This is a genomic window from Halomonas sp. DP8Y7-1 (assembly GCF_019801685.1).
Classification (GTDB): domain Bacteria; phylum Pseudomonadota; class Gammaproteobacteria; order Pseudomonadales; family Halomonadaceae; genus Halomonas; species Halomonas litopenaei_A.
In genome coordinates this window covers 178189-203004 of the sequence record NZ_JAHVIN010000012.1, presented here as the reverse complement: position 1 = coordinate 203004, position 24816 = coordinate 178189, and the positions used below count along the sequence as shown (strand labels likewise).

24 protein-coding genes are annotated in these 24816 nt (G+C 63.3%); 2 read left to right on the top strand and 22 right to left on the bottom strand.

The window, feature by feature from the left end:
- Positions 1-52: 52 nt before the first annotated feature.
- From KUV41_RS15235 to KUV41_RS15180, 12 genes are all read right to left on the bottom strand, one after another.
- Positions 53-883 carry a TatD family hydrolase gene (locus KUV41_RS15235; RefSeq protein ID WP_206937443.1) on the bottom strand — a complete coding sequence of 277 codons (831 nt, stop codon included), beginning with the start codon at positions 881-883 and terminating at the stop codon, positions 53-55.
- A gap of 97 nt (positions 884-980) precedes the next feature.
- On the bottom strand, positions 981-1979 hold the full coding sequence (locus KUV41_RS15230; RefSeq protein ID WP_261396066.1) for a DNA polymerase III subunit delta': 999 nt from the start codon (positions 1977-1979) through the stop codon (positions 981-983).
- A complete protein-coding gene (gene tmk, locus KUV41_RS15225) occupies positions 1970-2647 on the bottom strand; it encodes a dTMP kinase (RefSeq protein ID WP_222486662.1) in 678 nt (225 codons plus the stop codon). Before tmk ends, KUV41_RS15230 begins: the two co-directional genes overlap by 10 nt.
- Positions 2648-2691: 44 nt before the next feature.
- On the bottom strand, positions 2692-3696 hold the full coding sequence (mltG, locus tag KUV41_RS15220; RefSeq protein ID WP_222163036.1) for an endolytic transglycosylase MltG: 1005 nt from the start codon (positions 3694-3696) through the stop codon (positions 2692-2694).
- A 91-nt stretch (positions 3697-3787) separates the two neighbouring features.
- On the bottom strand, positions 3788-4588 hold the full coding sequence (pabC, locus tag KUV41_RS15215; protein ID WP_222486661.1) for an aminodeoxychorismate lyase: 801 nt from the start codon (positions 4586-4588) through the stop codon (positions 3788-3790).
- On the bottom strand, positions 4588-5826 hold the full coding sequence (fabF, locus tag KUV41_RS15210) for a beta-ketoacyl-ACP synthase II (RefSeq protein WP_222238167.1): 1239 nt from the start codon (positions 5824-5826) through the stop codon (positions 4588-4590). Before fabF ends, pabC begins: the two co-directional genes overlap by 1 nt.
- Before the next feature lie 244 nt (positions 5827-6070).
- A complete protein-coding gene (gene acpP, locus KUV41_RS15205; RefSeq protein WP_021820799.1) occupies positions 6071-6304 on the bottom strand; it encodes an acyl carrier protein in 234 nt (77 codons plus the stop codon).
- A gap of 121 nt (positions 6305-6425) precedes the next feature.
- On the bottom strand, positions 6426-7169 hold the full coding sequence (gene fabG, locus KUV41_RS15200) for a 3-oxoacyl-ACP reductase FabG (protein WP_206937425.1): 744 nt from the start codon (positions 7167-7169) through the stop codon (positions 6426-6428).
- A gap of 78 nt (positions 7170-7247) precedes the next feature.
- Positions 7248-8201, bottom strand: a complete 954-nt coding sequence (gene fabD, locus KUV41_RS15195) for an ACP S-malonyltransferase (protein ID WP_222163033.1) — start codon at positions 8199-8201, stop codon at positions 7248-7250.
- A 49-nt stretch (positions 8202-8250) separates the two neighbouring features.
- Entirely contained in the window at positions 8251-9285 is a 1035-nt protein-coding gene (gene plsX / locus KUV41_RS15190) for a phosphate acyltransferase PlsX (protein WP_222163032.1), read from the bottom strand.
- Between the two features lie 33 nt (positions 9286-9318).
- A complete protein-coding gene (rpmF, locus tag KUV41_RS15185; protein WP_010627954.1) occupies positions 9319-9489 on the bottom strand; it encodes a 50S ribosomal protein L32 in 171 nt (56 codons plus the stop codon).
- Between the two features lie 25 nt (positions 9490-9514).
- On the bottom strand, positions 9515-10048 hold the full coding sequence (locus tag KUV41_RS15180) for a YceD family protein (protein WP_206937387.1): 534 nt from the start codon (positions 10046-10048) through the stop codon (positions 9515-9517).
- 146 nt (positions 10049-10194) lie between these two features.
- Here KUV41_RS15180 and KUV41_RS15175 point away from each other — a divergent pair, with 146 nt between their 5' ends.
- Positions 10195-10785 carry a Maf family protein gene (locus tag KUV41_RS15175; RefSeq protein WP_222163031.1) on the top strand — a complete coding sequence of 197 codons (591 nt, stop codon included), beginning with the start codon at positions 10195-10197 and terminating at the stop codon, positions 10783-10785.
- Between the two features lie 117 nt (positions 10786-10902).
- Here KUV41_RS15175 and sppA read toward each other — a convergent pair whose 3' ends face one another.
- The 4 genes from sppA to KUV41_RS15155 all read right to left on the bottom strand — a co-directional run bounded on the left by sppA (position 10903) and on the right by KUV41_RS15155 (position 15128).
- The gene (gene sppA, locus KUV41_RS15170; protein WP_222486660.1) at positions 10903-11955 is read right to left on the bottom strand and encodes a signal peptide peptidase SppA; all 1053 of its coding nucleotides are present in this window, start codon (positions 11953-11955) and stop codon (positions 10903-10905) included.
- Between the two features lie 120 nt (positions 11956-12075).
- A complete protein-coding gene (locus KUV41_RS15165; protein WP_206937379.1) occupies positions 12076-12720 on the bottom strand; it encodes an HAD-IA family hydrolase in 645 nt (214 codons plus the stop codon).
- A gap of 64 nt (positions 12721-12784) precedes the next feature.
- Positions 12785-14020, bottom strand: coding sequence for a bifunctional alpha/beta hydrolase/OsmC family protein (locus KUV41_RS15160; protein WP_222486659.1), 1236 nt, complete (start codon positions 14018-14020; stop codon positions 12785-12787).
- 160 nt (positions 14021-14180) lie between these two features.
- Positions 14181-15128, bottom strand: a complete 948-nt coding sequence (locus KUV41_RS15155; protein ID WP_222486658.1) for an RluA family pseudouridine synthase — start codon at positions 15126-15128, stop codon at positions 14181-14183.
- Positions 15129-15695: 567 nt separating this feature from the next.
- On the opposite strand from KUV41_RS15155, the gene rne reads away from it, so the two are divergent.
- On the top strand, positions 15696-19208 hold the full coding sequence (rne, locus tag KUV41_RS15150) for a ribonuclease E (protein ID WP_222486657.1): 3513 nt from the start codon (positions 15696-15698) through the stop codon (positions 19206-19208).
- Between the two features lie 102 nt (positions 19209-19310).
- Here rne and murB read toward each other — a convergent pair whose 3' ends face one another.
- The 6 genes from murB to msbA are packed head-to-tail and all read right to left on the bottom strand — an operon-like array spanning position 19311 to position 24788.
- The gene (murB, locus tag KUV41_RS15145) at positions 19311-20312 is read right to left on the bottom strand and encodes a UDP-N-acetylmuramate dehydrogenase (RefSeq protein WP_222486656.1); all 1002 of its coding nucleotides are present in this window, start codon (positions 20310-20312) and stop codon (positions 19311-19313) included.
- Positions 20309-20806: a low molecular weight protein-tyrosine-phosphatase gene (locus tag KUV41_RS15140; protein WP_224852038.1), complete on the bottom strand. Its 498-nt coding sequence runs from the start codon at positions 20804-20806 to the stop codon at positions 20309-20311. The genes murB and KUV41_RS15140 overlap by 4 nt, the downstream gene beginning before the upstream one ends.
- Positions 20803-21582 carry a 3-deoxy-manno-octulosonate cytidylyltransferase gene (kdsB, locus tag KUV41_RS15135; RefSeq protein ID WP_222486655.1) on the bottom strand — a complete coding sequence of 260 codons (780 nt, stop codon included), beginning with the start codon at positions 21580-21582 and terminating at the stop codon, positions 20803-20805. The genes KUV41_RS15140 and kdsB overlap by 4 nt, the downstream gene beginning before the upstream one ends.
- A 12-nt stretch (positions 21583-21594) precedes the next feature.
- Positions 21595-21807, bottom strand: a complete 213-nt coding sequence (locus KUV41_RS15130) for a Trm112 family protein (protein WP_206937364.1) — start codon at positions 21805-21807, stop codon at positions 21595-21597.
- A 26-nt stretch (positions 21808-21833) separates the two neighbouring features.
- Positions 21834-22877, bottom strand: a complete 1044-nt coding sequence (gene lpxK, locus KUV41_RS15125) for a tetraacyldisaccharide 4'-kinase (protein WP_222486654.1) — start codon at positions 22875-22877, stop codon at positions 21834-21836.
- Entirely contained in the window at positions 22878-24788 is a 1911-nt protein-coding gene (gene msbA / locus KUV41_RS15120; RefSeq protein ID WP_261317432.1) for a lipid A export permease/ATP-binding protein MsbA, read from the bottom strand.
- Positions 24789-24816: the final 28 nt, after the last annotated feature.

Genomic DNA, 24816 nt, shown 5'->3' with positions numbered 1-24816 from the left:
TCCCTAACGCCTACTCAATGAAGACAGGCGCCTACTCATTGAAGACGGCCAGCTATTCGACGAAGCCGGCATCACGTAAGGCCTGCTTGATTTCCTCCGGCGCCTCGGGGGCTGCCGCAGGAAACAGACGATAGAAGTTGGCGGTGGTCTGCATGGCCACCTCCTCGACACTGATCCCCCGCTCGTCGGCGATACACTGGGCCACTTCGACCACCCAAGCCGGTTCATTAGGCTTGCCGCGGTGTGGCACCGGAGCCAGATAAGGGCTGTCGGTCTCGATCAAAAGACGATCGAGAGGAACCCGGCGGGCCACCTCTTTCACCTGCTTGGCGTTGCGGAAGGTGACGATCCCTGACAGCGAGATGTAGAACCCCAGCCGCACGGCTTCCCTGGCCATATCCAGGTCTTCAGTGAAGCAGTGGAGCACCCCACCTACCGAGGGGTCGCTATGCTCGCGCATCAGGGCCAGCGTTTCCTCCCGCGCCTCACGCGTATGAATCACGATCGGCAGAGATAGCTCGGTCGCCGCCTTGAGATGACGAATAAAGCGCTCTCGCTGCACATCGACCGGTACGCTGTCGTAATGATAGTCGAGGCCGGACTCGCCGATCGCGACCGCTTGATGCGCCTTGGCGCAGGCAACGATATCGGCAACCGTGGGCTCATGCTCGACCGAATGCAGCGGATGCACGCCTACCGACATGACGACGTCAGCATGCCGGGCCCGAATGGCGGCAAGATTCTGCGCTCCCTCAAGGGTCACACTGATCGCCAGGAACTGCTGCACACCACGCTGACGCGCCGCCTCCAGGGCGGCGTCGAGATCTCCTCCGTGGGTATCCTCGGAAAGGCGATCGAGATGGCAATGGGAATCTATGAACATCGGAATCTCTTGTCGGACACTGACAGCAGGCGGGGATCACCCGACCAGGTGAGCGCCGCCTGCTCGGCAAAGTGATATCAACGCACGTTAACGCCGTTCAGGAGCGCAACAGGGCAGCCCAGCGCACCAGCCAGGCTTCGAGCACCAGTTGGGGATTGGGGTTGCCCCCCTCGGCCAGCAGCCGACGCTGCTCACGGGCGTAATCTAGCAGGCGAAACCAGTCCCGGACCCGGGCATTCTTGACGGCCTGCCGATACAGCGGCGCCAGATCCGGGTTGCGCAGCTCCGCGGCTTCACCGGAAAGGCCGAGACGAATCAAGTCCTCGAGCCAGGTGATACCGTACCACAGGATGGCATCGATGGCCTGGCGGTCCAGGCGTGCCGCCTCGGCCACCGGCTCGGCGCCTCGCACCAGGGCATCAAAGGTTTCATGCAGCTGCTGGCGCAGGCTACGTGACCCTGGCTCGGCCAGCTCACGGGCGGCCAGCGGCAAGCCTCCGGCCGCGCGAAACCAGAAACGCGCTTCCTCGTCGGAGCCAAGCTCACGGGACAACCATGGCAGGCATTCGTCCAACGCGGGGGGCTTCAAGCTCCACTGCTGGCAGCGAGAACGAATGGTCGGCAACAAATGGGACGGCATATCGGACACCAGCACGAACAGGGTGTCCTCACCCGGCTCCTCGAGGCTTTTCAGCAATGCGTTCGAGGCGGCCACGTTCATCGCCTCTGCAGGACGAATCTCGATCACCCGACGCCCGCCTTGCTGGGCCGTCTGCGAGACGAAGGCATTGACCTGACGAATCGGGTCGACGCGGATCATTCGCTTGCCCTCGTCAGGCGTCACGCGCAGCAGGTCAGGATGGTAGCCTGCCGCCAGCATATGACAGCCGTGACAGTGGCCGCAGGCCGTCTCGCCAGGTGCAGCACAAAGAGCACGGGCGATAAGCGCTTCTGCCAGGGTCTGCTTGCCAAGCCCACGAGGTCCCGACAGCAGCACGGCGTGGGGCAGCCTTGCGCTGTCCATCAGCCTCACCAACTCCTGCCAGCGCGGCATCAGCCACGGCATCGGCTCGGCCATGGCATGCCTTACGTCCATTGCTGCACTCGCTCGTCCAGCACCAGGCGGATACGCCGCTGGACTGTGTCCAGACTGCCGTCGGCGTCGATGGTCGCCACCCGCCATGAATCCTGTTCAGCCCGCGCGAGATAGGCCAGGCGCACCCGCTCAAAAAAGTCGCGCTGCTCCTGTTCAAAGCGATCGCGCGACGTCTTGGTGCGATCCAGCCGCGCCGCAAGGCGCTGCTCGGCGACCTCTAACGGCATATCGAGCAGCAGCGTCAGGTCGGGAGTCAGCTCCGCCTGCACCAGCCGCTCAAGCAGCGCAATACGTTCAAAGGACAGCCCTCGACCTCCACCTTGATAGGCAAAGGTGGCATCGGTAAAGCGATCGCAGACCACCCAGGCACCCCGTGCCAGCGCCGGACGTATCCGTTGAGCAAGATGCTGCGCCCTGGCGGCGAATACCAGCAGCAGCTCGGCATCGCTGTCCAGGGGTTCCTCGGCGGCCGACAGCAGCAGCTCACGTATGGCTTCGGCCCGCGGCGTGCCGCCGGGCTCTCGGGTCTGCACCACCTCGATACCGCGCGCCTCGAGCTCGGCAACCACGAAGGAGACGTTGGTGGACTTGCCGACCCCCTCTCCTCCTTCCAGGGTGATGAAACGACCGCGCGGCAACCCGGCCTTTTCTTGCTTGTCGTGAGTCATGAAGCACCGTAGTGGAAACAGGGGATCAACCCATGGCGCTATCGTCAGCGGCCACGAATGTAACGGTTGACGGCGTTGTTGTGTTCGCGAAGGGTCCGCGAGAAATGATGCGTGCCATCCCCTTTCGCCACGAAATACAGGGTCTCGCCCTCGGCCGGATGCACCGCTGCCTCAATGGCGGCACGCCCTGGAAGCGCAATGGGCGTCGGCGGCAGGCCATCGATGACATAGGTGTTGTAAGGGGTGGCTTCACGCAGATCGGCACGGGTGATGTTGCCCTCATAGCGCTCTCCCATGCCGTAGATGACCGTGGGGTCCGTCTGCAGCCGCATACCGCGCTCCATCCGTCGCTTGAACACGCCAGCGATCTCGCGACGTTCCTCGGGAGCACCGGTCTCGCGCTCGATCAACGATGCCATGATCAACGCCTCATACGGCGTCGCCAGCGGCAGGTCGTCGTCGCGCTCGGCCCAGGCGCCGGCTAGCAGGTCATCCATCTGTTTCATGGCCTGACGCAGGATTTCCAGGTCCGACACTCCCTTGTGATAGGTGTAGGTGTCTGGAAAGAAGCGCCCTTCAGGGTGATCACCCTCTCGCCCAAGCTCTGCCATGAGGTCATCGCTGGACATGTCGGTCGTCAGGTGGGCCAGCTTTTCGGCACCGTCGAGAGCGTCGCGCATCTGCTGAAAGGTCCAGCCTTCCGGAATCGTCACGCTATAGGTCACGACATCGGCGCTGGCCAGTTTATCCAGCACCTGCATGCCGCTCATGCCCGGCTCCAGCAGATATTCGCCGACCTTGAGCGACGGCACGCGATCGGGCTCGATCCGAGTCAGCAACTTGAAGGCCCAGGCATCGGCCAGCACGCCCTGCTGTTCAAGCTCACTCACCACGCGGTTGAATCCGTCGCCGGGAGAGACCTCGTACAGCATAGGCTGGTCCAGCGTAATCTCGGCCCCAAGGCGCTGCTGCCAGTACTGATAACCACCAAACATTGCGGCGGCACCCAGCACCACAAGAATCAACAGAGCTTTCAGCGCTGTGCGCATGATCATTCCTTATCAGGTTGCGCCGATTCGACGCAGGTCAACATCCGTTGGCACCGCATGAGGGGGAAGCGGAGGGACAGCCAGCGGCATCTCAGTAACCCAACAGGGCGTGCGCCTGCTGCTGAAACTGGCAGCTACCGGACGGCGTGACCGTCCACCGCGATAGTTGCAGCCCTTGGCTGTCACTCAGCTGCTTGACCGGCCAGACACCCTGGACGCTGTTGCCCACCCACAGCGACGCTCCCGCCTGTAGTTGATCGACGTCCAGCGGCGCCTCGCTGACCGCTCCGGCCGCGATCAAGGCCTGGCGCAGCGTGCCCGCCACGCCGCAACGATCGAGTGGCGGCGTCACCACAGGAGCCTCTTCAGACGCTCGCAAGAACACGTTCATGGCGGTCGCTTCCACTACCGCGCCATGCTCATCCAGCATCAGACCCTCGGCGATCTCGGTGTCGTGCCATTCATTGCGTGCCAGGACATTCTCCAGACGAGCCAAGTGCTTGATGCCCGCCAGCGCCGGCTGTGCGGCCAGCCGCAGCCGGCAGAGGCGCACCTGCACGCCCTCGTGCCAACGCCGGGCGTCCGGCGTGAATGAAGACCAGGTCGACACCAGGCGCGGACTCACCGACGGGGGAGGCGCATAGCCTCGGCCACCGCTACCGCGGGTATACACCAGCTTGAGCACCCCCAACCCCGGGCCGCAACATGCCAGGCTGTCGATCAGCTCGGCCGACCCCGGAGGCGGCAGACTCAGCGCTCGACACCCTCGCAGCAACCGATCCACGTGCTCGGCCCACAGAAGCGGCCGGCCATCACGCACCAGAATCGTCTCGAACAGGCCGTCACCATAAGCAAGCCCCCGATCGCTCAGGGGCAGCACGGGCTCTTCCATTACACCTTCTTGAACACCAGGGTGCCGTTGGTGCCGCCGAACCCAAAGGAGTTGGACAGCGTGACATCCACCTTGGCATCGCGAGCGGTGTGCGGAACGTAATCCAGCACGCAGCCTTCCTGGGGGTTGTCCAGGTTGATGGTCGGCGGCAGCGCCTGATCACGGATCGCCAGGATGCTGAAGACGGCCTCTACGGCACCGGCGGCCCCCAGCAGATGACCGATCATCGACTTGGTGGAACTGACGGCCACCTGATTGGCCGCCGCACCCATGACCTTCTCGACCGCGCGACTCTCGGCAAGGTCACCGGCAGGCGTCGAGGTACCGTGAGCGTTCACGTAGTTGATCTCCGAGGCATCGATACCGGCATCCTTGATGGCGTTGGCCATGGAGGCCGCCGCACCACGACCATCTTCCGGTGGCAACGTCATATGGTAGGCGTCATCACTCATGCCGAAACCGATCAGCTCCGCGTAGATGGTGGCGCCACGGGCCTTGGCATGCTCGTACTCTTCCAGGACCACCACGCCAGCGCCGTCGGAGAGCACAAAGCCATCGCGATCCTTGTCCCAGGGGCGGCTTGCCGACTGGGGATCGTCGTTGCGCGTCGACAGCGCACGAGCGGCCGAGAAACCACCAAGACCCAGCGGCGTGGTCGCCATCTCGGCGCCACCACAGACCATCACATCGGCGTCGCCGTAGGCAATCGTGCGGGCACTGTAGCCGATGTTGTGAGTGCCGGTGGTGCAGGCCGTGGTGATGGCAATATTGGGACCACGGAAGCCGTGCTGAATCGCCAGGTTGCCGGAGATCATGTTGATGATGGACCCCGGCACGAAGAACGGCGAGATACGCCGGGCGCCACTCTTGTTCAGCGCGTTGTGATTGTGCTCGATCATCGGCAAGCCGCCAATGCCCGAGCCGATGGCTACACCGATGCGGTCGGCATTTTCGTCGGTGCACTCGATGCCCGCATCCTCAATCGCCTGAGCGCCTGCCGCAATCCCGTACTGGATGAACAGGTCCATCTTCCTGGCATCCTTGGGATTGAGATAGGGGCTGATGTCGAAGTTCTTCACCGAGCCGCCAAAGCGGGTATTGAAGCCGCTGACATCGAAGTGCTCGATGGGCGCGATACCGCTCTTGCCGGACAGAATGCTGTCCCAGCTTTCCTTGACGGTGTTGCCCACCGGCGTGACCAGACCAAGGCCGGTCACCACTACCCTTCTGCGAGCCATCAGCTTTCCTCCAGACTTCCTTGAAATTGCGGCCCTGCCCTCAGGGGACCGTCGGTTGCGCGCATTATACCCGAGACAGATGCCACTGTGCTCCCCCCGGCAACCTGGTTCGAGGGTACCTGGCCGACCACGCAAAAGCCGCCCTGGAATAACCAGAGCGGCTCATGGGGGAGTACACTCCCCGGCCTTTCAGCAAGCGGACATGTCCGCCACCGCAAGACCGACTCGACGTATCGAGACGGGCTTACTGGTTGGCGTTGACGTAGTCGATCGCTTCCTGAACGGTGGTAATTTTCTCGGCTTCTTCGTCAGGAATTTCGGTGTCGAATTCCTCTTCCAGCGCCATCACCAGCTCAACGGTGTCCAGGGAATCAGCGCCCAGGTCCTCGGTGAAGGAAGATGAGTTCTGAATATCTTCTTCCTTGACGTTCAGGCGCTCTGCTACAACTTTCTTCACGCGCTCTTCGATGGTGCTCATTTAGACATACTCCAGTCGTTCACGTTAGCCGTTCTGATGACCAGCTGGTTAATTCCGCAACTAAACTGCGGGGTAGTTTATAGACCCCTTGGGGTCGACGCAACACACGCAGAGCGTGCATTTAACGCATGTTCATGCCGCCATTGACGTGCAGGGTTTCACCAGTGATATAGCCTGCGCCCTCACTGGTCAAGAAGCCTACCGCAGCAGCGATCTCTTCGGGTTTGCCCAGACGAGCCAATGGCACCTGCCCCTTGAGCTTGTCCTGCTGCTCGTCAGACAGTGCATCGGTCATGTCAGTGGCAATGAAGCCCGGCGCCACGGCGTTGACCGTGATATCCCGAGATGCCACTTCGCGCGCCAGGGCGCGAGTAAACCCTTCCATGCCAGCCTTCGCGGCAGCATAGTTGCTTTGACCGGCGTTGCCCATGGTGGCTACCACGGAGCTGATCGACACGATACGCCCCCAACGAGCCTTGCTCATGCCGCGCAGGCAGGCCTTGCTGAGACGATAGACGGACTTCAGGTTGGCATCCAGCACGCCGTCCCACTCATCCTCTTTCATGCGCATCAGCAGGTTGTCACGGGTGATGCCAGCATTGTTGATCAGGATCGTCGGCGCACCGAATTCGTCATTGATGGACTTCATCAGTGCTTCGATGCTGGCCATGTCGGTCACGTCCAGGCGGCGGCCGGCCCCCTGAATGCCCTGCTCCTTGAGGTCCGCGTCGATGCGGTCTGCACCAGCATCAGACGTGGCGGTGCCGATCACAATGCGACCCTGCCGACCCAGCTCGTGGGCAATGGCTCGGCCAATCCCGCGACTGGCTCCGGTGATCAGGGCGACTCTAGGCTCGGTTGTCATGGTCACTTCCATTGCTTGGTCATTGCTGCCCGACTTCTTGCCGGGCCAAAAGGCGACGCTTCAGGGCGTCAGCCACCGTCAAACCGCGGGCACCTCACGCGCCAGCTCAAGCGCCGCAGCAAGGCTATCGGGGTCATTCACCGCCAGCCCACGCGTACCGCGAGAAATGCGCTTGTTCAGCCCTGTCAGCACCTTGCCAGGCCCGCACTCGATAAAGACATCAGCGCCATCCGCCACCATCTTCTCGACACAGGAGACCCAGCGCACCGGCTGATACAGCTGCTCGACCAGCCGCGTGCGCAGCGTAGCCACGTCCGCGTGAGCCTGCGCATCCACGTTCTGGATCACGGTATAGCGGGGCGCCTTCAACTCGACCTCGGCCAAGGCCTGCTCGAGCTTTTCGGCCGCAGGGCGCATCAAGTCACAGTGAGACGGCACGGACACCGGCAGCGGCATAGCGCGCTTTGCCCCAGCCTCCTGACACGCCGCAATGGCACGCTCTACGGCCGCCTTGCTGCCCGCAATCACCACCTGACCGGGTGCATTGTAGTTGACCGCCGAGACCACGTCGCCTTCAGCGGCGGACGCACAGGCCTGCTCTACCGCAGCGTCGTCCAGCCCAAGAATGGCCGCCATGGCGCCCTGCCCCGCAGGCACCGCCTGCTGCATGGCCTCGCCGCGCAGACGCACGAGACGAATACCTTCTGCAAACGGCAGCGCTCCCGCGCACACCATGGCGCTGTACTCGCCGAGACTGTGGCCAGCCATGGCACCGGGGCGAGGCCCTTCAAGCTCCTGCCAGACACGCCAGATGGCCACGCTGGATGCCAGCAGCGCTGGCTGCGTGCATGCCGTTGCATTCAGCGACTCTTCCGGCCCCTCCTGGACCACCTGCCAAAGGTCATAGCCCAGTGCCTCGGAGGCTTCCTCGAAGGTGGTTCTCACCACGCTGTAGCGTTCGGCGAGATCGCGCAGCATGCCGATCTGTTGCGACCCCTGCCCAGGGAAGATGAGGGCAAGCGGTTGTGTCATCTTGATCACCTATGCTCTTGTTGGCTGCCGCCCGGCACCACGCCCACCCTCAGCGGGTGCGCGTCCGTGCCAAACGACGATGGTCGAGCTCGGCGTGCAGCCGGCTCGGCAAGTCACGGCGCACCTCCTGGGACGCGCGTCTCAGGGCGTAGTGAAAGCCCTGGGCGTCACAGCTGCCATGACTCTTGATCACGATCCCGGCCAGCCCAAGCAGACTGGCGCCATTGTAGCGAACGGGATCCAGTTCGCTCTTCAATCGTTTAAGGGCTGGGCGCGCCAGCAGTCCCACCAGGCGACTACCCCAGTGCGCCTCGAAGGTGGCTTGAACGCGCCTTACCAGCATCTTGGCCAGCCCTTCGCTGGCCTTGAGCAGCACATTGCCGACAAAGCCATCGCAGACCACGACGTCTGCCTCGCCGGCAAACACGCCATCGCCCTCGATAAACCCCAGATAGTTGAGCCCAGGCAGCTGTCGCAGCATGGCATCAGCGTCCTGGACCACAGCAGAACCCTTCGTGGATTCAACGCCGACATTCAACAGCGCGATCCTCGGGGCGACCAGGCCATCAACGTGGCGGGCCATAATATCGCCCATCAGGGCAAAGTCCACCAATCGCTCTGCCGAAACATCGACATTGGCACCCAGGTCAAGCAAATAACAGCGCCCATCATCCCGCGTCGGGATGGCGGTGCTGATGGCAGGCCTCGGGACGCCGGGCACCATTCCCAGCGCTCGGCGCGACAGCGCCATCAGAGCGCCGGTGTTGCCCGGACTCACCCCAACCGCTGCATCACCTGCTGCAACACTCTCCAGCATACGCGCCATGCTCGAACGGCCACCGCTTCGCAGCGCCTGGGAGGCGCGCATGTCGGCGGCGATGACGTCTGGGGCATCACAGAGGTGCAAATGCGACGCCGCCGCGACCAGAGGCCGCGGCAGGCGTGAGATCTCATCTTCCAACAGGGCCCTGGGGCCAAACAGCTGGATATCGATCTGGGGGTCTTCGATGACAGCGCTGGCCGCGCCTGCCACGGTGGCGCGAGGACCTTTGTCCCCACCCATGGCATCAACGGCGATCCGCATTACGGCGGCCAGCGAGTATCAGCCGTTGTCGACTTATACGTCGACAACCTTGCGACCACGGTAGAAGCCGTCCGGAGACACGTGGTGACGCAGGTGAGTAGTACCAGTTTCCTTGTCCTGGGACAGAGTCGGCGCGCTCAGGGCGTCGTGGCTACGACGCATGCCGCGCTTGGAACGAGTCTTACGGTTCTGTTGAACTGCCATGGGAAATCACTCCACAAAATATCGATCAGGTATCGGTGTTGCCCTTGAGGCGCTTGAGCACGTCAAAGGGGCTGCCAGAGGGCGCTTCCGAAACTTCGGCCTCTGCCCCGCTGCTCAGCTGGTCGCGCGAGACAGGACACTCTGACTCGTCGTGGTAGACCACCTGGGGCAGACTGAGGATCAGTTCATCCTCGATCACACCCAGGAGATCCAGCTGTTCATTTTCCACCAGCACCGGCTCATGGGTGCTAGGCAGGTCCGCGGCCAGGTCGTCACTGCTGACGAGCCCGAGCAGGAAGTCGCTTGCGACATGTTGAGCCATGGGCTCGAGGCAGCGGCGACAGGGCAGCTGCAATTCGGCCTCCAGGCGCCCCCGGATCACCCGACGCCCTTGGGCGTCGATGGCGAATTCCAGCCACGCGCTGGCATCGCCCTGCTGAGCGCCGACTTCGTCGGTCAAGCGACTCATTTCGGCCAGTGCCACCAGGCCTTCAAGGTGTTCGGCTTGGGCTGCGAGCTTATAGGGCTCGACCCGGCCGGGCAATCGTGAGGTCAACATAGGCGCGCAATGATAGGCACTCGTCTGCCCCCTGTCAAAGCCCAGTACTCAATAGGTTACCATGTTTCATCTTTCATCCGCGGCACGCCCGGCGTTAACGCCGCCGCGCCTCGGCCTTACCCCACACTGTCGACAAGGAAAACGGCATGACACCTCTGGTCCTGGCTTCCAGCTCACCCTGGCGCCGCGAACTGCTCGAGCGCCTGGGCTTGCCCTTCTCCTGGGCCAGCCCCGATATTGACGAGAGCCCGCGCCCACAGGAATCTCCCACAACCCTGGTCCAGCGACTATCCTCCGCCAAGGCCATGGCCCTGGCGGACATCTATTCGTCGCACCTGATCATCGGTTCCGACCAGGTCGCCGTGTTTGGCGACAAGATCCTGGGCAAACCCCATACGGCAGAGCGTGCGCGCGCTCAGCTGGCTCAGTTCTCCGGCGAGCGCGTGCGCTTCGTCACCGGCCTCGCCCTGCTCGACACCGCCCGCCAACGACACTGGGTAGGACACCAGCACTTCGACGTTGTCTTCAGGCAGCTCAGCGCCGCCGAGATTGACGCCTACGTCGAGCGCGAGCAACCCCTGCAGTGCGCCGGCAGCTTCCGCATGGAGGGCCTCGGCATCACCCTGTTCGAACGACTCGAGGGAGACGACCCCAATAGCTTGATTGGGCTACCTCTGATCCTGCTCTGCCGATGGCTGCGAGAGGCAGGCGCGGATCCGTTGCTGGCGACGCCCTGACCCGCCCCCTTGAGGCAAAGGCAGCGGATCATGCTCTGTGGTCAGCGTTACACGCCAGGCAACGACTCCCGGCAACTCATAGCGCTCGCGGCTCAAGGCAGCTGACAGCACAGTGGCTCAAGGTAATTGGTAGCGCAGCGGCGACGCTGCCTGGGGCAACCCCATCCAATGCGCCAGCGACACGCCAAAGCGGCGAGCCAGACGGTCCAGCGGGTCCTGGGAGGGGGTATAGTCCTCGATGACTGGCTCGTCCAGCCAGTGACGAGCCTCATCATCGAGAGTGCCGAGGCGGTCCACCAAGCCCAGCTCCAGGGCCTGCTCCCCGGTCCAGATCAACCCGCTGAAGACCTTCGGGTCTTCGGCAAGGCGTTCGCCACGACCGGCCTTGACCGCGTCAATAAACTGCTGATGGGTCGTATCAAGCACCTTCTGCCAGAACACCTGCTGATCAGGGCGCATTTCGGAGAAGGGGTCGAGAAATGCCTTGTTGTCACCCGCGGTAAACACTCTACGCTCGACACCGAGGTCGTCGATCACTTGATCAAGCCCGAATCCGGCATAGATCACACCGATGGATCCCACCAGGCTGGACGGGGCCGCCACAATTTCATCCGCAGCCGCCGCCATATAATAGGCACCGCTTGCGCCGAGGTCCTCGATCACGGCAATGATCGGCTTGTCCCCCTGTTCACGCAGCGCCGTAATCGCCCGATACACCCGCTGTGACTGTACAGGACTGCCGCCCGGACTATTGATGTGAAGCACGATGGCGCGAGCATCCGGCGCCTCCCACGCGGCCTCGAGACCCTCAATCAGGCGTTCGGCGTTCGCCGGTGACTCGCTGTCGATGACGCCCTCGACACTGACCAGCGCCAGGTGCTCCCCCTGCACGGCATCCTCGTCGGGTGTCATCGTCAACGCATACCACACCGATGCAATGACGCCCGCCACCAGCAGCAGCCAGGCAAAGCGAAAGAACAGCTTCCACCGCCGCCCACGCCGCTGCTCGACCAGCACGCCCTGTATCCAGCGATCCATGCTCTCGATCTGCACCAGCCTCTGACGCTCTCGCAGGACCTCAGCATTGTCATCCCCCCCGCGCTCTGGCGCAGCAGGCTGCACTGACTCCTCCCCCTCGGTCCAGGGATCATCCTTGGGCGTGTTTGCCATATCTCACTCCTCGACACTCTGGATAGCCAGACAGCGGCACAAGCTGTCCACTCGTCATCACCGCCACCTGGCGCTCTATTGCACCCACGACGTCAGCTAGCCGTCCGATGATCCATCCCACTATCCGCGCAAGTGCTCAAGCACCTGACCAAAGTCATCAGCGATCAGCACCGGCTGCGTGCGCTCAAGCCTTGCCACGTCATGCACACCGTAGCTGACCGCCATACGCGGCATGCCGATGGCCCGCGCCATTTCCATGTCATATTCGGTGTCGCCGATCATGATCGCTCGCTCGGGCGGCACGCCGCACTCGGCGAGCAACTCCTCCAGCATCTGCGGATGCGGCTTCGAGCGAGTTTCATCGGCGGTCCGGCTTCCCACAAAGAAACGCCCGGTGTCGCTTTGCCGGAAGATCCGATCCAAGCCCTTGCGGCTCTTGCCGGTGGCCACGGCCAAGGCGCCTTGCCGAGAGAGCTCAGCAAGCCCTGCCTCTACCCCCGGATAGAAGGTGACCGGCGTCGAATCTCCCTCGACGAAGTGCCAGGAGTATCGCGCTTTCAGCCTTTCTGCGTGGTCGGGAGAGATGCCGGGGCATAGCGTCGCGATCGCCTCAGGCAGCCCCAGACCGATAATGTTGCGCACCTCGGCAGCACCCAACTCGCCCCACTCGACCTCTCGGGCCGCCGCCTGCATACAGGAAACGATGCGGGCGATGGAGTCCATCAGGGTGCCATCCCAATCAAATATGGTCAGATCGTAGCGCAAGACATGGCTCCTCGGCGGGCACCGCAGGGGAGCCCTCACTGCATGGGTCGTGTCCTGCCACCGCTCAGCGGGGTTCGCCCGCCAGTCGAGTGACCACCAGGGCCTGACCTTCCAGGGTGAGATGTACAGGACAACGGTCGGCGATGGCCAGCAGCGCATCACGCTCATCCTGGGTCAAGGCACCGGCAAGGTGGAGAACACGTTCGAAGCGGTCGATTTTGCCACCGCTCGCCTCGCATTCGCTACAGTCCACGGCATGAATCTTGTCGTGACTGACATCCACCGTCACATCATCGAGGGCCAGCTTCTTGCGCCTGGCATAGCTACGCACCGTCATCGACGTGCAGGCGCCCAGGGCGGCCGCGAGCAGCTGATACGGCGTAAATCCCAGATTGGTTCCGCCATAGGATAGCGGCTCGTCCGCCAGCAGATGATGCGCCCCCGCCAGCACATCCTGGCGAAACCCGCCGGGGTCCGCCTCGGACACCCGGGTCGTCCCTTCGGGCACCCCCGGTAGCGACTTAGGCGCCACCAGCCCCAGATAGCGGGACGCCCAACTAGCCACCACTTCGGCGGCGTACTCGGCGTCGGCGGCCCGGGTCAGCAGGTGGTCGGCATCATCCAGGGAGATAAAGCTGCGGGGATGGCGAGCGGCGCCGAATATCGCAGCGGCATTCTCGATCTCGACGGTCTCATCCCCCGGCGCATGCAACACCAGCAAGGGGCGCCCTAGCGCCTCGATACGCTGACGCTGGCGCTGCTCACGCAGGTCGTCGACAAAGGTCTTGCGGATGGTGAAGGGGCGACCCGCCAGCTCCAGCTTGACTTCGCCTTGTCGCTCAATGAGCTCCAGACTTGCGCCAAAGTTATGCAGCACATGGGCCGGATCGAACGGAGCACCGATGGTCGCAACCGCCTTCACCGCCGGCAGCTGACCCGCCGCCGCCAGCACTGCGGCTCCGCCTAGGGAGTGCCCGACCAGCAGTCCTGGCGCCAAGCCCATTCCCTCCAGATAAGCAGCGGCCGCCAACAGGTCGTCGACATTCGATGAAAAGTGGGTGTTGGCGAACTCACCCTCGGAGTGTCCCAGCCCAGTAAAGTCAAAGCGCAGCACCGCTACGCCGCGCAATACCAGTCCGGCGGCGATACGCTTGGCGGCAAGAATATCCTTGGTGCAGGTAAAACAGTGCGCAAAGATCGCCACGGCTTGGGGCTCGCTGCCCTCGGGGCGATCCAGGCGCGCCGCCAGCTGCTGTCCATCCTGACCGGCAAAGGTCACCTTCTCGCTCAACACACGCATCGCCATCGCTCCTCTGGGGCTGTCCTGAGTCGTCGCCGCAAAGCGCCGACTCCTTACCAGAAGAGTTGGTCATGGCAGCAGCCACCGCCACAAAAAGGTGTGCAGGCGAGATACCACTGAAGACATGCCAGCTGGCCGCCTGAGACCACCACCAGGTGGCTTATTGACGCCTTCTCGCGCGCTCGAGTACCGCCTCGAGAGCGTCATCCAGCGGCGCCCGAATCTGCACCGGCCGCTGACTGGTCGGCTCGGGAAACGTCAGTGACGCCGCGTGCAAGAACAGCCGTTCAAGACCCAGTTCGCGACTCAGGCGAGCGCCCTCACGACTGCCGTACTTGTCATCACCAAGCAATGGATGGCCGCCATGGGTCGCATGCACGCGAATCTGATGGGTACGACCGGTAATCGGCTCCGCCTCGACCAGGGTGGCACCGGCAAAGGTTTCGCGCACGGCGAAACGGGTACGCGCCACCTTGCCCGCCGCATCGACCCTCACCCGTCGCTCGCCATTGCCGGCGTCGTAGCGATCCAGGCGTGCACTCACGAAGTCACGTCGGGCGGGCCAGCGCCCGGCCACCAGCGCCAGGTACTGCTTGTTCATCTTGTGTTGCTTCAAGGACTGGTTGAGTGACAGCAGCGCAGGACGCGACTTGGCCAACAGCAGGCAGCCGGAGGTGTCACGGTCCAGTCGGTGCACCAGCTCAAGAAAATCCAGATCTTCCCGCACCTGGCGGAGCGCCTCGATCAAGCCGATCTTGACGCCACTGCCTCCGTGCACGGCAAGCCCTGAGGGCTTGTTCAGCACCATCCAGTCCGGCCCTTCCAACAGCACACTGCCGGCCAGCAGGTTGCGCAGGTTGTCACTGACCTCGCGCACGGCCTCCTGTGGCGCCAGCTTGAGCGGCGGGATACGCACCAGATCCCCCAGCGCCAGACGCGTGTCCGCCTTCACCCGCTTCTTGTTGACCCGCACCTCGCCCTTGCGCACGATCCGGTACACCAGCGAGCGCGGCGCGCCCTTGAGCCGACTCATCAAAAAGTTATCGACGCGCTGGCCGACCTGGCCCTCGGTCACTTCCACCCACTGTACGTCACGCCCTTCGGCCACGCTGTCACTCCACTGGAAACCCGCATTAAAACGCCATTCTAGCGCAGCTTGTCGCCAATTGCTGACCCTTGGCATTACTGTTATATTGCCCTCTCGCTCCCCGGGTCCGATTGATCCCAGCAAGCGCCTGCACGACAGACACGCAGGCCTGAGCGAAATGTGACTGACACAGCGTTTACCGCAGAGGCCGCGACGATCCCTGAGAGATCCCGCCGCCGATGTAAAGGTGACAACATCACGCCCGACGCAACGGACATGCCTCCACCCTGAGTGGTCGCCCTCCACTGTCGTCGGGAGACGTACAACACCGTGCCGGAGGCCGGCAACGGTGAATCGATTGAATGCCAGGTGTTGGCGGTGACGGCAGGACCGGATGGGCAAGGCCCCACCGAGACACGTTCTCCCTCCGCCCCGTACTCAACATGATCATGCCACGGCGATCGCAGCTGGATGTCGTGGCCGGGCGCAGCTTCCGCGACATGCGCTGAGCACAAGCACGCTGCACCAGCGGTTCACCATTGCCGTTGCCAATGGGCGCCCTCCGGCGCGCCCATTTTGCGAGACAACATGAAACGGATGCTCATCAACGCGACCCAGCCTGAAGAGCTGCGCGTCGCCCTGGTGGATGGACAACGCCTGTACGACCTGGACATCGAATCCGGTGCCCGGGAACAGAAAAAAGCCAACATCTATCGCGGCAAGATCACCCGCGTGGAACCCTCCCTCGAAGCGGCGTTCGTCGACTTTGGTGCCGAGCGACACGGCTTCCTGCCGCTCAAGGAAATCGCTCGCGAGTACTTCATCAAGGAGCCCTCAGGACGTCCCAGCATCAAGGAAGTCCTCAAGGAAGGCCAGGAAGTCATCGTTCAGGTCGACAAGGAAGAACGTGGCAACAAGGGTGCTGCACTGACCACCTTTGTCAGCCTGGCTGGCCGCTTCCTGGTCCTCATGCCCAACAATGCCCGCGCCGGCGGTATCTCGCGTCGCATCGAAGGCGAGGAACGTGCCCAGCTCAAGGAAGCCATGGGCCAGCTGACGGTGCCTGACAAGATGGGCCTGATCGTCCGTACCGCAGGTATCGGGCGCTCCCCGGAAGAACTCCAGTGGGATCTGGACTATCTGGTTCAGGTGTGGGAGTCCATCACCGAAGAGGCCGGCAAGCGTTCTGCGCCTTTCCTGATCTACCGCGAATCCAACGTCATTATTCGCGCCATGCGCGACTACCTGCGCCAGGACATCGGCGAGGTCTTGATCGACAGCCCCGAGGTTCACCAGGAAGCGCTCTCCTTCATTCGCCAGGTGATGCCCTCCTATCAGCAGAAGATCAAGCTGTACGCCGATGAGGTACCGCTGTTCTCCCGCTTCCAGATCGAGTCACAGATCGAGACGGCCTACGAGCGGGAGGTCAAGTTGCCCTCCGGTGGGTCCATCGTCATCGATCACACCGAGGCGCTGGTGTCCATCGACATCAACTCGGCGCGGGCCACCCGCGGCAGCGATATTGAAGAGACCGCACTGCAGACCAACCTCGAGGCTGCCGACGAAATCGCACGACAGCTGCGTCTGCGGGACATCGGTGGCCTGGTGGTCATCGACTTCATCGACATGGGGCCCGCACGCAATCAGCGTGAGGTCGAGAATCGCGCGCGTGATGCCCTCAAGCTTGATCGCGCCCGGGTCCAGATCGGACGCATCTCACGCTTTGGCTTGATGGAAATGTCACGCCAGCGCCTGCGCCCTTCCCTGGGCGAAACCAGCGGCGTGGTCTGTCCCCGCTGCGATGGTCAGGGCACTATCCGCGATGTCCGCTCGCTGTCGCTGTCGGTGATGCGCCTGATCGAAGAAGAGGCGATGAAGGAGCGCAGCGCGCAGATTCGCGCCATTCTGCCGGTGCCGGTAGCCACCTACCTGCTCAACGAGAAGCGCGCCGTGCTGGCCGAAATCGAGCGTCGTCAAGGCGTGCGCGTGGTCGTGCTGCCCAGCCCGGACATGGATACGCCGCACTACGACGTGCAGCGCCTGCGCGATGATCACGTCGATGAAGAAGGCACCGCCCACGCCTCCAGCTTCGAGCTGTCCACCGACACCGAGGTCGGCAAGGAACCCGACGCTGCGTTCGGCAAGCCGGTGCAGCGCGCCGAGGCAGCGGTGAAGAGCGTCGTGCATAACGCTCCCGCCCCCGCTTCTCTCAACGAGGAAGAAGTGGCCAAGGAAGCGCGCCCGGCAGCGCCTCAGCGCGCCAGCCGCCAGACCCCTGCGCGGCAACAGCGCCAGCCGGCAGCCAATACCAGTCAGGCGGGCGTGCACAATGCGGGACTGTTTGGGCGCCTGGTGAAAGGCTTCGCTCGCTTCCTCGGCGGCGAAGAAGACACCAGCGACAGCGCTCGCTCCGACACGCGCAAGACGAACGTCAACGCCTCCGAACGGCAGCAGCGCTCTGACGGCGGCCAGCGTAGCGACAGCGGACGTCAGCGCAATCGTCGCAGCAACGGTCAGACCAACCAGCGCCAGCAGAGCAACAGCCAACGCGCCGGGCGCAGCGATAACCAGGACCGTCGCAGTGACAGCAGTGGTCAGGACCGCCGCCAGCAGGATCGTCGTCAGCCCAAGGCCGACAACCGTAACGACAAGAGCGATGGCAACGACAACCGTCAGCGCTCACGTCGCGACGACGGACGTCAGCAGGCGTCACGCCAGCAAGAGCCGCGTCAACAAGAGCCGCGTCAGCAGGAGTCTCGCAAGAGCGACGACAGCAAGGCATCCAGTGCCAAGCCCACCACGGCCAAGAACAGCCAGAGCGCCGCTCAGGCTGACGGCCCGGCTGCCAGCGACGCACCCAAGGACACCAAGCCCAAGCGCACCCGCAACAATCCGCGCAATCGCAGCCGCAAGCAGGCGATCAATCCCGATGCCGTAAAGGAGCAACAGCGCCTTCAGGCAGAGGCTGCCGCTAGCGACGACCATGGTCAGTCAGCCGAAGCGGGCACCACTGACGCTTCCAAGGCCCCAGCCACTAAGGCCGGCCAGAACGTCAACGCCCCGGCGGAGACTGAGTCCAAGGCTGCTGACGCAAAGACGGCAGACGCCAAGCCCACCGACGCCAAGGCAGCGGATCCCAAGCAGCAAGCTGACAGCAAGACCGCTGAAGCCAAGCCTGCTGAAGCCAAGCCGACCGAAGCCAAGCCAGCTGACGCCAAGGCGGAAGCTGACAGTAAGGCGACTGAGACCAAGGCGGCAGAAGCCAAGCCTACGCAAGCCAAGCCAGCTGATACCAAGGCGGAAGCTGACAGCAAGGCGGCTGAGTCCAAGCCCGTTGAGCCTAAGCCCGTTGAGTCAAAGTCTGCCGAGACCAAGTCGGCCGAGACCAAGACAGCGGAAGTGAAGCCGACGGAAGCCAAGGCGGCGACTGACAGCAAGGCTGTTGAGTCCAAGCCTGCCGAGACCAAGGCTGTCGAGGCCCAGCCTGCCGAGTCCAAAACGGCTGAAGCGAAGCCGACGGAAGCCAAGGTGGCGACTGACAGCAAGGCTGTTGAGTCCAAGCCTGCCGAGACCAAGCCCGCTGAAGCCAAGCCCGCTGAAGCCAAGCCTGCTGAGTCCAAGACGGCTGAAGCGAAGCCGACGGAAGCCAAGGCGGCGACTGACAGCAAGGCTGTTGAGTCCAAGCCTGCCGAGTCCAAGGCTGTTGAGGCCCAGCCTGCTGAGGCCAAAGCGGCTGAAACGAAGCCGACGGAAGCCAAGGCGGTGACTGACAGCAAGGCTGTTGCGTCAAAGCCTGCTGAGTCCAAGCCGACCGAAGCAAAGCCGAGCGAGACCAAGCCGAGCGAGACCAAAACGGCTGAAGCGAAGGCGGCTGATGCTAAGCCGGCAGAGTCGAAGGCAGTAGCTGAGAGCAAGGCTGCTGAGGCCCCGACAGCTGAAGCCAAGGCAGAAGACGATAGCGACAGCAAGAGCAGCGCGACGGACAAGCCTGCTCGTCGCCGCCGTCGCCGTGCCCACAACGACCCGCGCGAACAGCGAAAGCGTGAGTCAGGCTCGGTAGCTGCCAGCCAGGACAAGACGGGCGATAGTCACAACGTCTAGTCTCGGCCAACCAAAAACGCCCGCAGCCAAGGCTGCGGGCGTTTTTTTGTGCAGACGTGATAGACACCGTGCTCAGCGACCTTGGCCCGTGGCCAGCATCGCCTAGGCCAGGCGGGGCTCCCTCTCCAGCGTAACCCCAAAGCGCTCTGCCACCCGTCCAGCCACCTTGTCGGCGAAAGTCAGCAGCTCCCGTGCATCGCCACCACCATGATGCACCAGCACCAGCGCCTGGCGGTCATGAACGCCGAAGTGACCGTCGCGCCAGCCTTTCAAACCGCACTGATCAATCAACCAGCCAGCGGCCAGCTTGACCCTGCCATCTTCCAGCAGGTAGCGGGGCATGGCGGGAAACTGTTCGGCCAATGCCTCAGCCCGATACGCATCCACCACGGGATTCTTGAAAAAACTGCCGGCGTTGCCGAGGACCTGCGGATCCGGCAACTTTTCCTGACGCACCTGACAGACGGCCTCGGCGACCTCCAGGGCCGACGCCTTGGCACTCACCCGCTGGGCCAGATCGCCATATCCGAGCCTGGGAGCTCCATGGCGAGTCACCTTGAGGATCAGGTCGGTGATGATCACCTTCCCCTGCCACTCCCCCTTGAAGCGACTCTCCCGGTAGCCGAAGCCACAGGCATCTACGTCCAGCGTCTCCGCCCTGCCGTCGGCGCGATGAAGAACGCTCACCGAGGCCAGCACGTCGGCCAGTTCGACGCCGTAGGCACCGATATTCTGTATGGGTGCCGCTCCACAATGACCGGGAATCAGGGCAAGGTTCTCGAGCCCCCACCAGCCGTCGCGAGCCAGGGCCATCACCAGCCGATGCCAGCTGACCCCCGCCCCCACGTGCACCAGGGCCTCGCTGCCGCAACGCTCGATCCACCAGTAGTCCAGCTGGGGCCGAAGCGTCAGTCCTGGAAGCACGCTGGGCAGGATCAGGTTGCTGCCCCCGGCCAACAGCGTCACCGGCTCATCGCGGCTGCTCTCCAGCAGTGCTGCCAGTTGCTGACGATCCCTGGCGACGGCTACTCGCTCCGCTCTGCAGGGCAGGCCGAGCGTGTTGGCCCCCGACAGCATCACGTCATGCTCGATGGATAGCTTCACCTCGCCGCCTCCAGGCGCTGTTCCAGCTCTGCCGCAAGCGCCTGGGAGGCCCGCTCGATCATCGCATAGACCCTATCGAAGCCACCTTCATAGTAAGGGTCCGGCACGGCCGCCCCAGGCTCACCGGCCCACTCCATCAACAAGCCTATGGAAGCCTGGCTATCGGCCGGCATCCATCGCTCCAGCTCGGCGAGGTTGTCGTGGTCCATCGCCAGCACAACATCGAAACGCGTAAAATCCTCTTGGCACAGCTGCCTACCACGCAACCCGGAAATATCGATGCCCCGCTGCTTCGCCGCCTGCTGCGCCCGTGCATCGGGGGGCTCGCCGATGTGCCAGCCGCCGGTGCCACACGAGTCAATCTCGACGCGGTCATCAAGGCCTAACGCGCGCACCTGCTGACGGAACACTCCTTCTGCGGTCGGCGAGCGGCAGATATTGCCCAGGCAGACAAACAGCACACGAATCTTCGCGGGCGAATCGTCCAGTCTCATGGCGTGGCTCCTCTCGCCCGTTGCTCGAAGTGAGCGCGCACGCGGGCGAGGTCCTCCTCTGTATCCACGCCGGCTCCTGGCGTCTGCTCTGCCAGGGCCACCTGAATAGCGTGTCCGTAGTGCAACGCGCGCAATTGCTCCAGCTGCTCCAGCTGCTCGATAGGAGCGGGCAGCCACTCGCTGTAGGCGCGCAAAAAGCCCGCACGATACGCATACAGCCCGATATGGCGTAGCCAGGCATCGGTGGTCAATACGCTGGGGGGCTCACGGAAGCCCTCTCGGTCCCACGGCATCGGCGCCCGGGTAAAGGTCAGCGCCCGCCCCGAGGCGGCACGGGTCACCTTGACCACGTTGGGATTGAACAAGGTGTCCACATCGCCAATGGATTCTGCCAGGGTCGCGACCGATGCCCCCTCGTCCCGCATCAGGCGAATCGCCACCTGATTGACAAGCTCCGGCGGCAGCAAGGGCTCATCGCCCTGAACATTGACCAGCACTGCCTCATCGTTCAGCTGCAGCAGATCGACCACTTCCGCAAGCCGATCGGTGCCGGTCGAGTGATCCGCACGGGTCATCACCACTTCCGCACCAAGGTCAGACATTGCCTGCTCGATGCGCGGGTCGTCGGTAGCGATCACGACTCGACTTGCCAGTGAGCGCTTGGCCAGATCCCAGACCCTGGCCACCATGGGACGCCCGGCGATGTCGGCAAGAGGCTTGCCCGGCAACCGCGTCGAGGCGTAGCGTGCTGGAATCACGACAATGAAATCCTGCATCGATACTGCTCCCTACCCTTGCGGCTCGCCGCGCCCTGGATGGCTCTTCAGCGTCTCGTCCACGTCCATGACCCTGGCTTCCTCTGCCAGCATCACCGGAATCCCGTCTCGTACCGGATAGGCCAGACCGTCATACAGACAGCACAGTTCGTTGGCCTCGCGGTCATAGCGCAGCTTGCCCTGACATTGGGGGCACACCAGCATTGCCAGAAGTTCCTTGTCCATCATCGTCTCCCCACTTCAGAATCTCGTCATTGGATACCGTCAGCGCCGGAGGCGCCTGCCGCCGTATCTCGGCGCCCATCCGACCAACCAGCCGTGCGCTGATCGAACCAGCGAATAAAGTCAGGGTCTGGACGCGCCTCCACATCCAGCACCCAGCCATCAGTCGGAGCCAGGTCCCTGCATTTGACCGCATCCTTGGCGGTCATGACCATTGGCTGCCCGTTGTCCGTCGTTACATCCGCAGGGGTATAACGATGATGATCGCTGAAAGGCCGAGCCAGGTAGTCGACCCCCAGCTCATCCAGGGTGGCGAAAAATCGCTGCGGATGCCCGATGCCGGCCACGGCCACTACTGGGCCGTCGAACGGCAAGGGTGACGGCGGATAGACCCGTGAATCCCCCAACCGGCGCCAGCCTGAAGGCTCGAGCCGCATGCGGTACCCTGCGGGCAAGCTGGCAGCTCCATCGCCATTGATCAACAGGGCGTCAACACTGGAAAGTCGGGCCAAGGGCTCACGCAAGGGCCCGGCGGGCAAGCAGCGTCGATTGCCGAACCCGCGCCTGCCATCCACCACGACCAGCTCGATGTCGCGAGCCAGGGCGTGATGCTGCAGGCCATCATCGGTGACAATCACGTCGCACCCTTCATCGATGAGGCGCTGAGCGCCACGCGGGCGGTCCGGATCCACCACCACCGGCAGTCCGGTCTGATCCGCCAGCATCCGAGGCTCATCGCCGCATTCTGCTACCTCAGTGGTGGGCGTCAGCAGCAGTGGATAGGCGTCCGACTTACCGCCATAGCCGCGCGAGAGCACTCCAGGGCGGCAACCCTGCTCCTTCAGGCGCCGAGCAAGCCAGGCCACCAGCGGGGATTTGCCGGTACCGCCCAGGGTCAGATTACCCACGACGATGACCGGTACGGACGCTCGCCAGGCCTGGCGAGAACCCTGTCGGTACGCCTTGGCGCGCCGCTCGACTTCACGCCGATACAGAAGCTCCAGCGGGCGCAGCAAGGTCAGCCACGGCGAGCCTCGGTAGGCGGCATCGAGCCAGCGTTGACCAAGCCCCATTCAGGCCTCCTGAAACTGCAGCTGGTGCAGGGCGGCGTAAGCCCCCTCACGCTCCAGCAACTCACTGTGACTGCCCTGCTCGATGATTTCCCCCTGCTCCATCACGAGAATGCGATCGGCGCGCTCAATCGTCGACAGGCGGTGAGCGATGACCAGCGTCGTGCGGCCTTTGCAGACCTCTTCCAGAGCCGCCTGGATATGGCGCTCGGATTCCGTGTCGAGCGCAGAGGTCGCTTCATCGAGCACCAGGATCGGCGCATCCTTGAATATCGCCCGGGCGATGGCCATGCGCTGACGCTGTCCGCCTGACAGCATCACGCCGTTATCTCCGACCAGCGCCTGGTAGCCGCCGGGCATGCGCTCGATGAACTCGTGGGCATGGGCCGCCTTGGCGGCAGCCTCGATCGCGGCAGGATCCGCGTCTGGGACGCCATAGGCGATGTTCTCGGCGATGGTGGCGTTGAACAGCGTGACCTGCTGACTGACCAGGGCGATCTGCTGACGCAGCGCCGTCAGCTGGTACTCCTCAATGGCGACGTCATCAATCAGAATGCGACCGCCGGTGGCTTGATAGAAGCGCGGCAACAGGCTCACCAGGGTGGACTTGCCGCTGCCCGAGCGTCCCACGATGGCGACCATTTCCCCCTGACGAACGCTAAGGTCAATGCCCTTGAGCACCTCCGGCTGGTCACTGCCATAGGCGAAACGCACCTGCTCGAGCTGAATGTCACCACGCAGACGACCCGGGACCAAGCTCCCGCTATCGACTTCCTCCGGCTCGTCCAGCAGGCCGAACAGCTCACTGGAGGCGGCGATCCCCTTCTGGATGGTGCCGTTGATCTCGCTCAATGAGCGGATGGGCTTGGCCATCAGCGACGCTGCAGTGATGAAGGCCACGAATTCGCCTGGGGTCATGTTGTCCATCAGCGCAGGCGACATCGCCAGCCACACCAGCAGCGCCAGCGACAGGGCGACCAACAGCTGGATGACCGGGGTGCTGGTGGCCTTGGTCAAGGCCTCCTTGAGGCTCTGTCGACGATTGACCTCACTGGCGTCATGGAAGCGGGTCATCTCGTATTGCTCTGCCCCGTGGGTGCGCACGACGCGATAGCCGGTCAGCGCCTCGGAGGCGACATGGGTGACATCTCCCATGGAGCGCTGGATGCGCTTGGATATCTTGCGAAATCGCTTGCTGGCATAGCTGACTACGCCACCAATCAATGGCGTCACTGCCATGAACAGCAGCGTCAGCATCCAGTTGGTCCACAGCAGATAGCCCAGCAGGCCGAGCACGAACAGGCCTTCCTGCAGCACCACCGTAATGGCCTTGGTGCCCGCACCGGTGACCTGCTCCACGTGATAGGTGACGCGGGAGATCAGATGCCCCGAGGAGTGATTGTCGAAGAATCGCCCCGGTAGTCTCAGCATGTGATTGAACACATCGCAGCGCAGCCGATGAACCATATTGCGCGCCACATTGCTCATGAAATAGGTGCCGAGGAAGGTGCCGAGACCGCGCGCGCCGAACATGCCCACCACAAACAGCGGCAAAAACAGTCGAAACGCTGCGTCGGGATTCTGAATGCCGTCGATCAGGCGCTTCATCATCTCGGCCAGCGCCGTACTGGAGGCCGCGTAGATCGCGTAACCGATCACCGCGACAAGAAAGGACTTCCAGAACGGCCTGACGTAACCAAGGAGGCGCTTGTACAGCGCCCAGCCGGAGTATTCGCTCACGTTGGCTCCAGTTGCAAGGGGAATCAGCCCTGTCGCATGACCCAGCCTGGCTGGGTTCACCTGCTGCGTTTCTGCCAGCAGGTCGACTGCCAACAGGTCAACTACCAGCACGTCGACTACCAGCACGTCGACCACCAGCACGTCGATCAGCGCAGCATTCAGCCTTTTCGGCATCAGCCGCGACCAAGCCTGGTGACGATGC

What these genes read in the sequence shown, in the direction of transcription:
- fabD (WP_222163033.1), bottom strand. Translation starts at nt 8,201, where the DNA reads ATGACACAACCGCTTGCCCTCATCTTCCCTGGGCAGGGGTCGCAACAG.
- mltG (WP_222163036.1), bottom strand. Translation starts at nt 3,696, where the DNA reads ATGCGCACAGCGCTGAAAGCTCTGTTGATTCTTGTGGTGCTGGGTGCC.
- kdsB (WP_222486655.1), bottom strand. Translation starts at nt 21,582, where the DNA reads ATGCAGGATTTCATTGTCGTGATTCCAGCACGCTACGCCTCGACGCGG.
- fabG (WP_206937425.1), bottom strand. Translation starts at nt 7,169, where the DNA reads ATGACAACCGAGCCTAGAGTCGCCCTGATCACCGGAGCCAGTCGCGGG.
- KUV41_RS15175 (WP_222163031.1), top strand. Translation starts at nt 10,195, where the DNA reads ATGACACCTCTGGTCCTGGCTTCCAGCTCACCCTGGCGCCGCGAACTG.
- KUV41_RS15235 (WP_206937443.1), bottom strand. Translation starts at nt 883, where the DNA reads ATGTTCATAGATTCCCATTGCCATCTCGATCGCCTTTCCGAGGATACC.
- KUV41_RS15180 (WP_206937387.1), bottom strand. Translation starts at nt 10,048, where the DNA reads ATGTTGACCTCACGATTGCCCGGCCGGGTCGAGCCCTATAAGCTCGCA.
- KUV41_RS15160 (WP_222486659.1), bottom strand. Translation starts at nt 14,020, where the DNA reads ATGCGTGTGTTGAGCGAGAAGGTGACCTTTGCCGGTCAGGATGGACAG.
- KUV41_RS15130 (WP_206937364.1), bottom strand. Translation starts at nt 21,807, where the DNA reads ATGGACAAGGAACTTCTGGCAATGCTGGTGTGCCCCCAATGTCAGGGC.
- pabC (WP_222486661.1), bottom strand. Translation starts at nt 4,588, where the DNA reads ATGGAAGAGCCCGTGCTGCCCCTGAGCGATCGGGGGCTTGCTTATGGT.
- KUV41_RS15140 (WP_224852038.1), bottom strand. Translation starts at nt 20,806, where the DNA reads ATGAGACTGGACGATTCGCCCGCGAAGATTCGTGTGCTGTTTGTCTGC.
- lpxK (WP_222486654.1), bottom strand. Translation starts at nt 22,877, where the DNA reads ATGGGGCTTGGTCAACGCTGGCTCGATGCCGCCTACCGAGGCTCGCCG.
- fabF (WP_222238167.1), bottom strand. Translation starts at nt 5,826, where the DNA reads ATGGCTCGCAGAAGGGTAGTGGTGACCGGCCTTGGTCTGGTCACGCCG.
- plsX (WP_222163032.1), bottom strand. Translation starts at nt 9,285, where the DNA reads ATGCGGATCGCCGTTGATGCCATGGGTGGGGACAAAGGTCCTCGCGCC.
- sppA (WP_222486660.1), bottom strand. Translation starts at nt 11,955, where the DNA reads ATGGCAAACACGCCCAAGGATGATCCCTGGACCGAGGGGGAGGAGTCA.
- msbA (WP_261317432.1), bottom strand. Translation starts at nt 24,788, where the DNA reads ATGCCGAAAAGGCTGAATGCTGCGCTGATCGACGTGCTGGTGGTCGAC.
- KUV41_RS15230 (WP_261396066.1), bottom strand. Translation starts at nt 1,979, where the DNA reads ATGGACGTAAGGCATGCCATGGCCGAGCCGATGCCGTGGCTGATGCCG.
- acpP (WP_021820799.1), bottom strand. Translation starts at nt 6,304, where the DNA reads ATGAGCACCATCGAAGAGCGCGTGAAGAAAGTTGTAGCAGAGCGCCTG.
- rpmF (WP_010627954.1), bottom strand. Translation starts at nt 9,489, where the DNA reads ATGGCAGTTCAACAGAACCGTAAGACTCGTTCCAAGCGCGGCATGCGT.
- rne (WP_222486657.1), top strand. Translation starts at nt 15,696, where the DNA reads ATGAAACGGATGCTCATCAACGCGACCCAGCCTGAAGAGCTGCGCGTC.
- tmk (WP_222486662.1), bottom strand. Translation starts at nt 2,647, where the DNA reads ATGACTCACGACAAGCAAGAAAAGGCCGGGTTGCCGCGCGGTCGTTTC.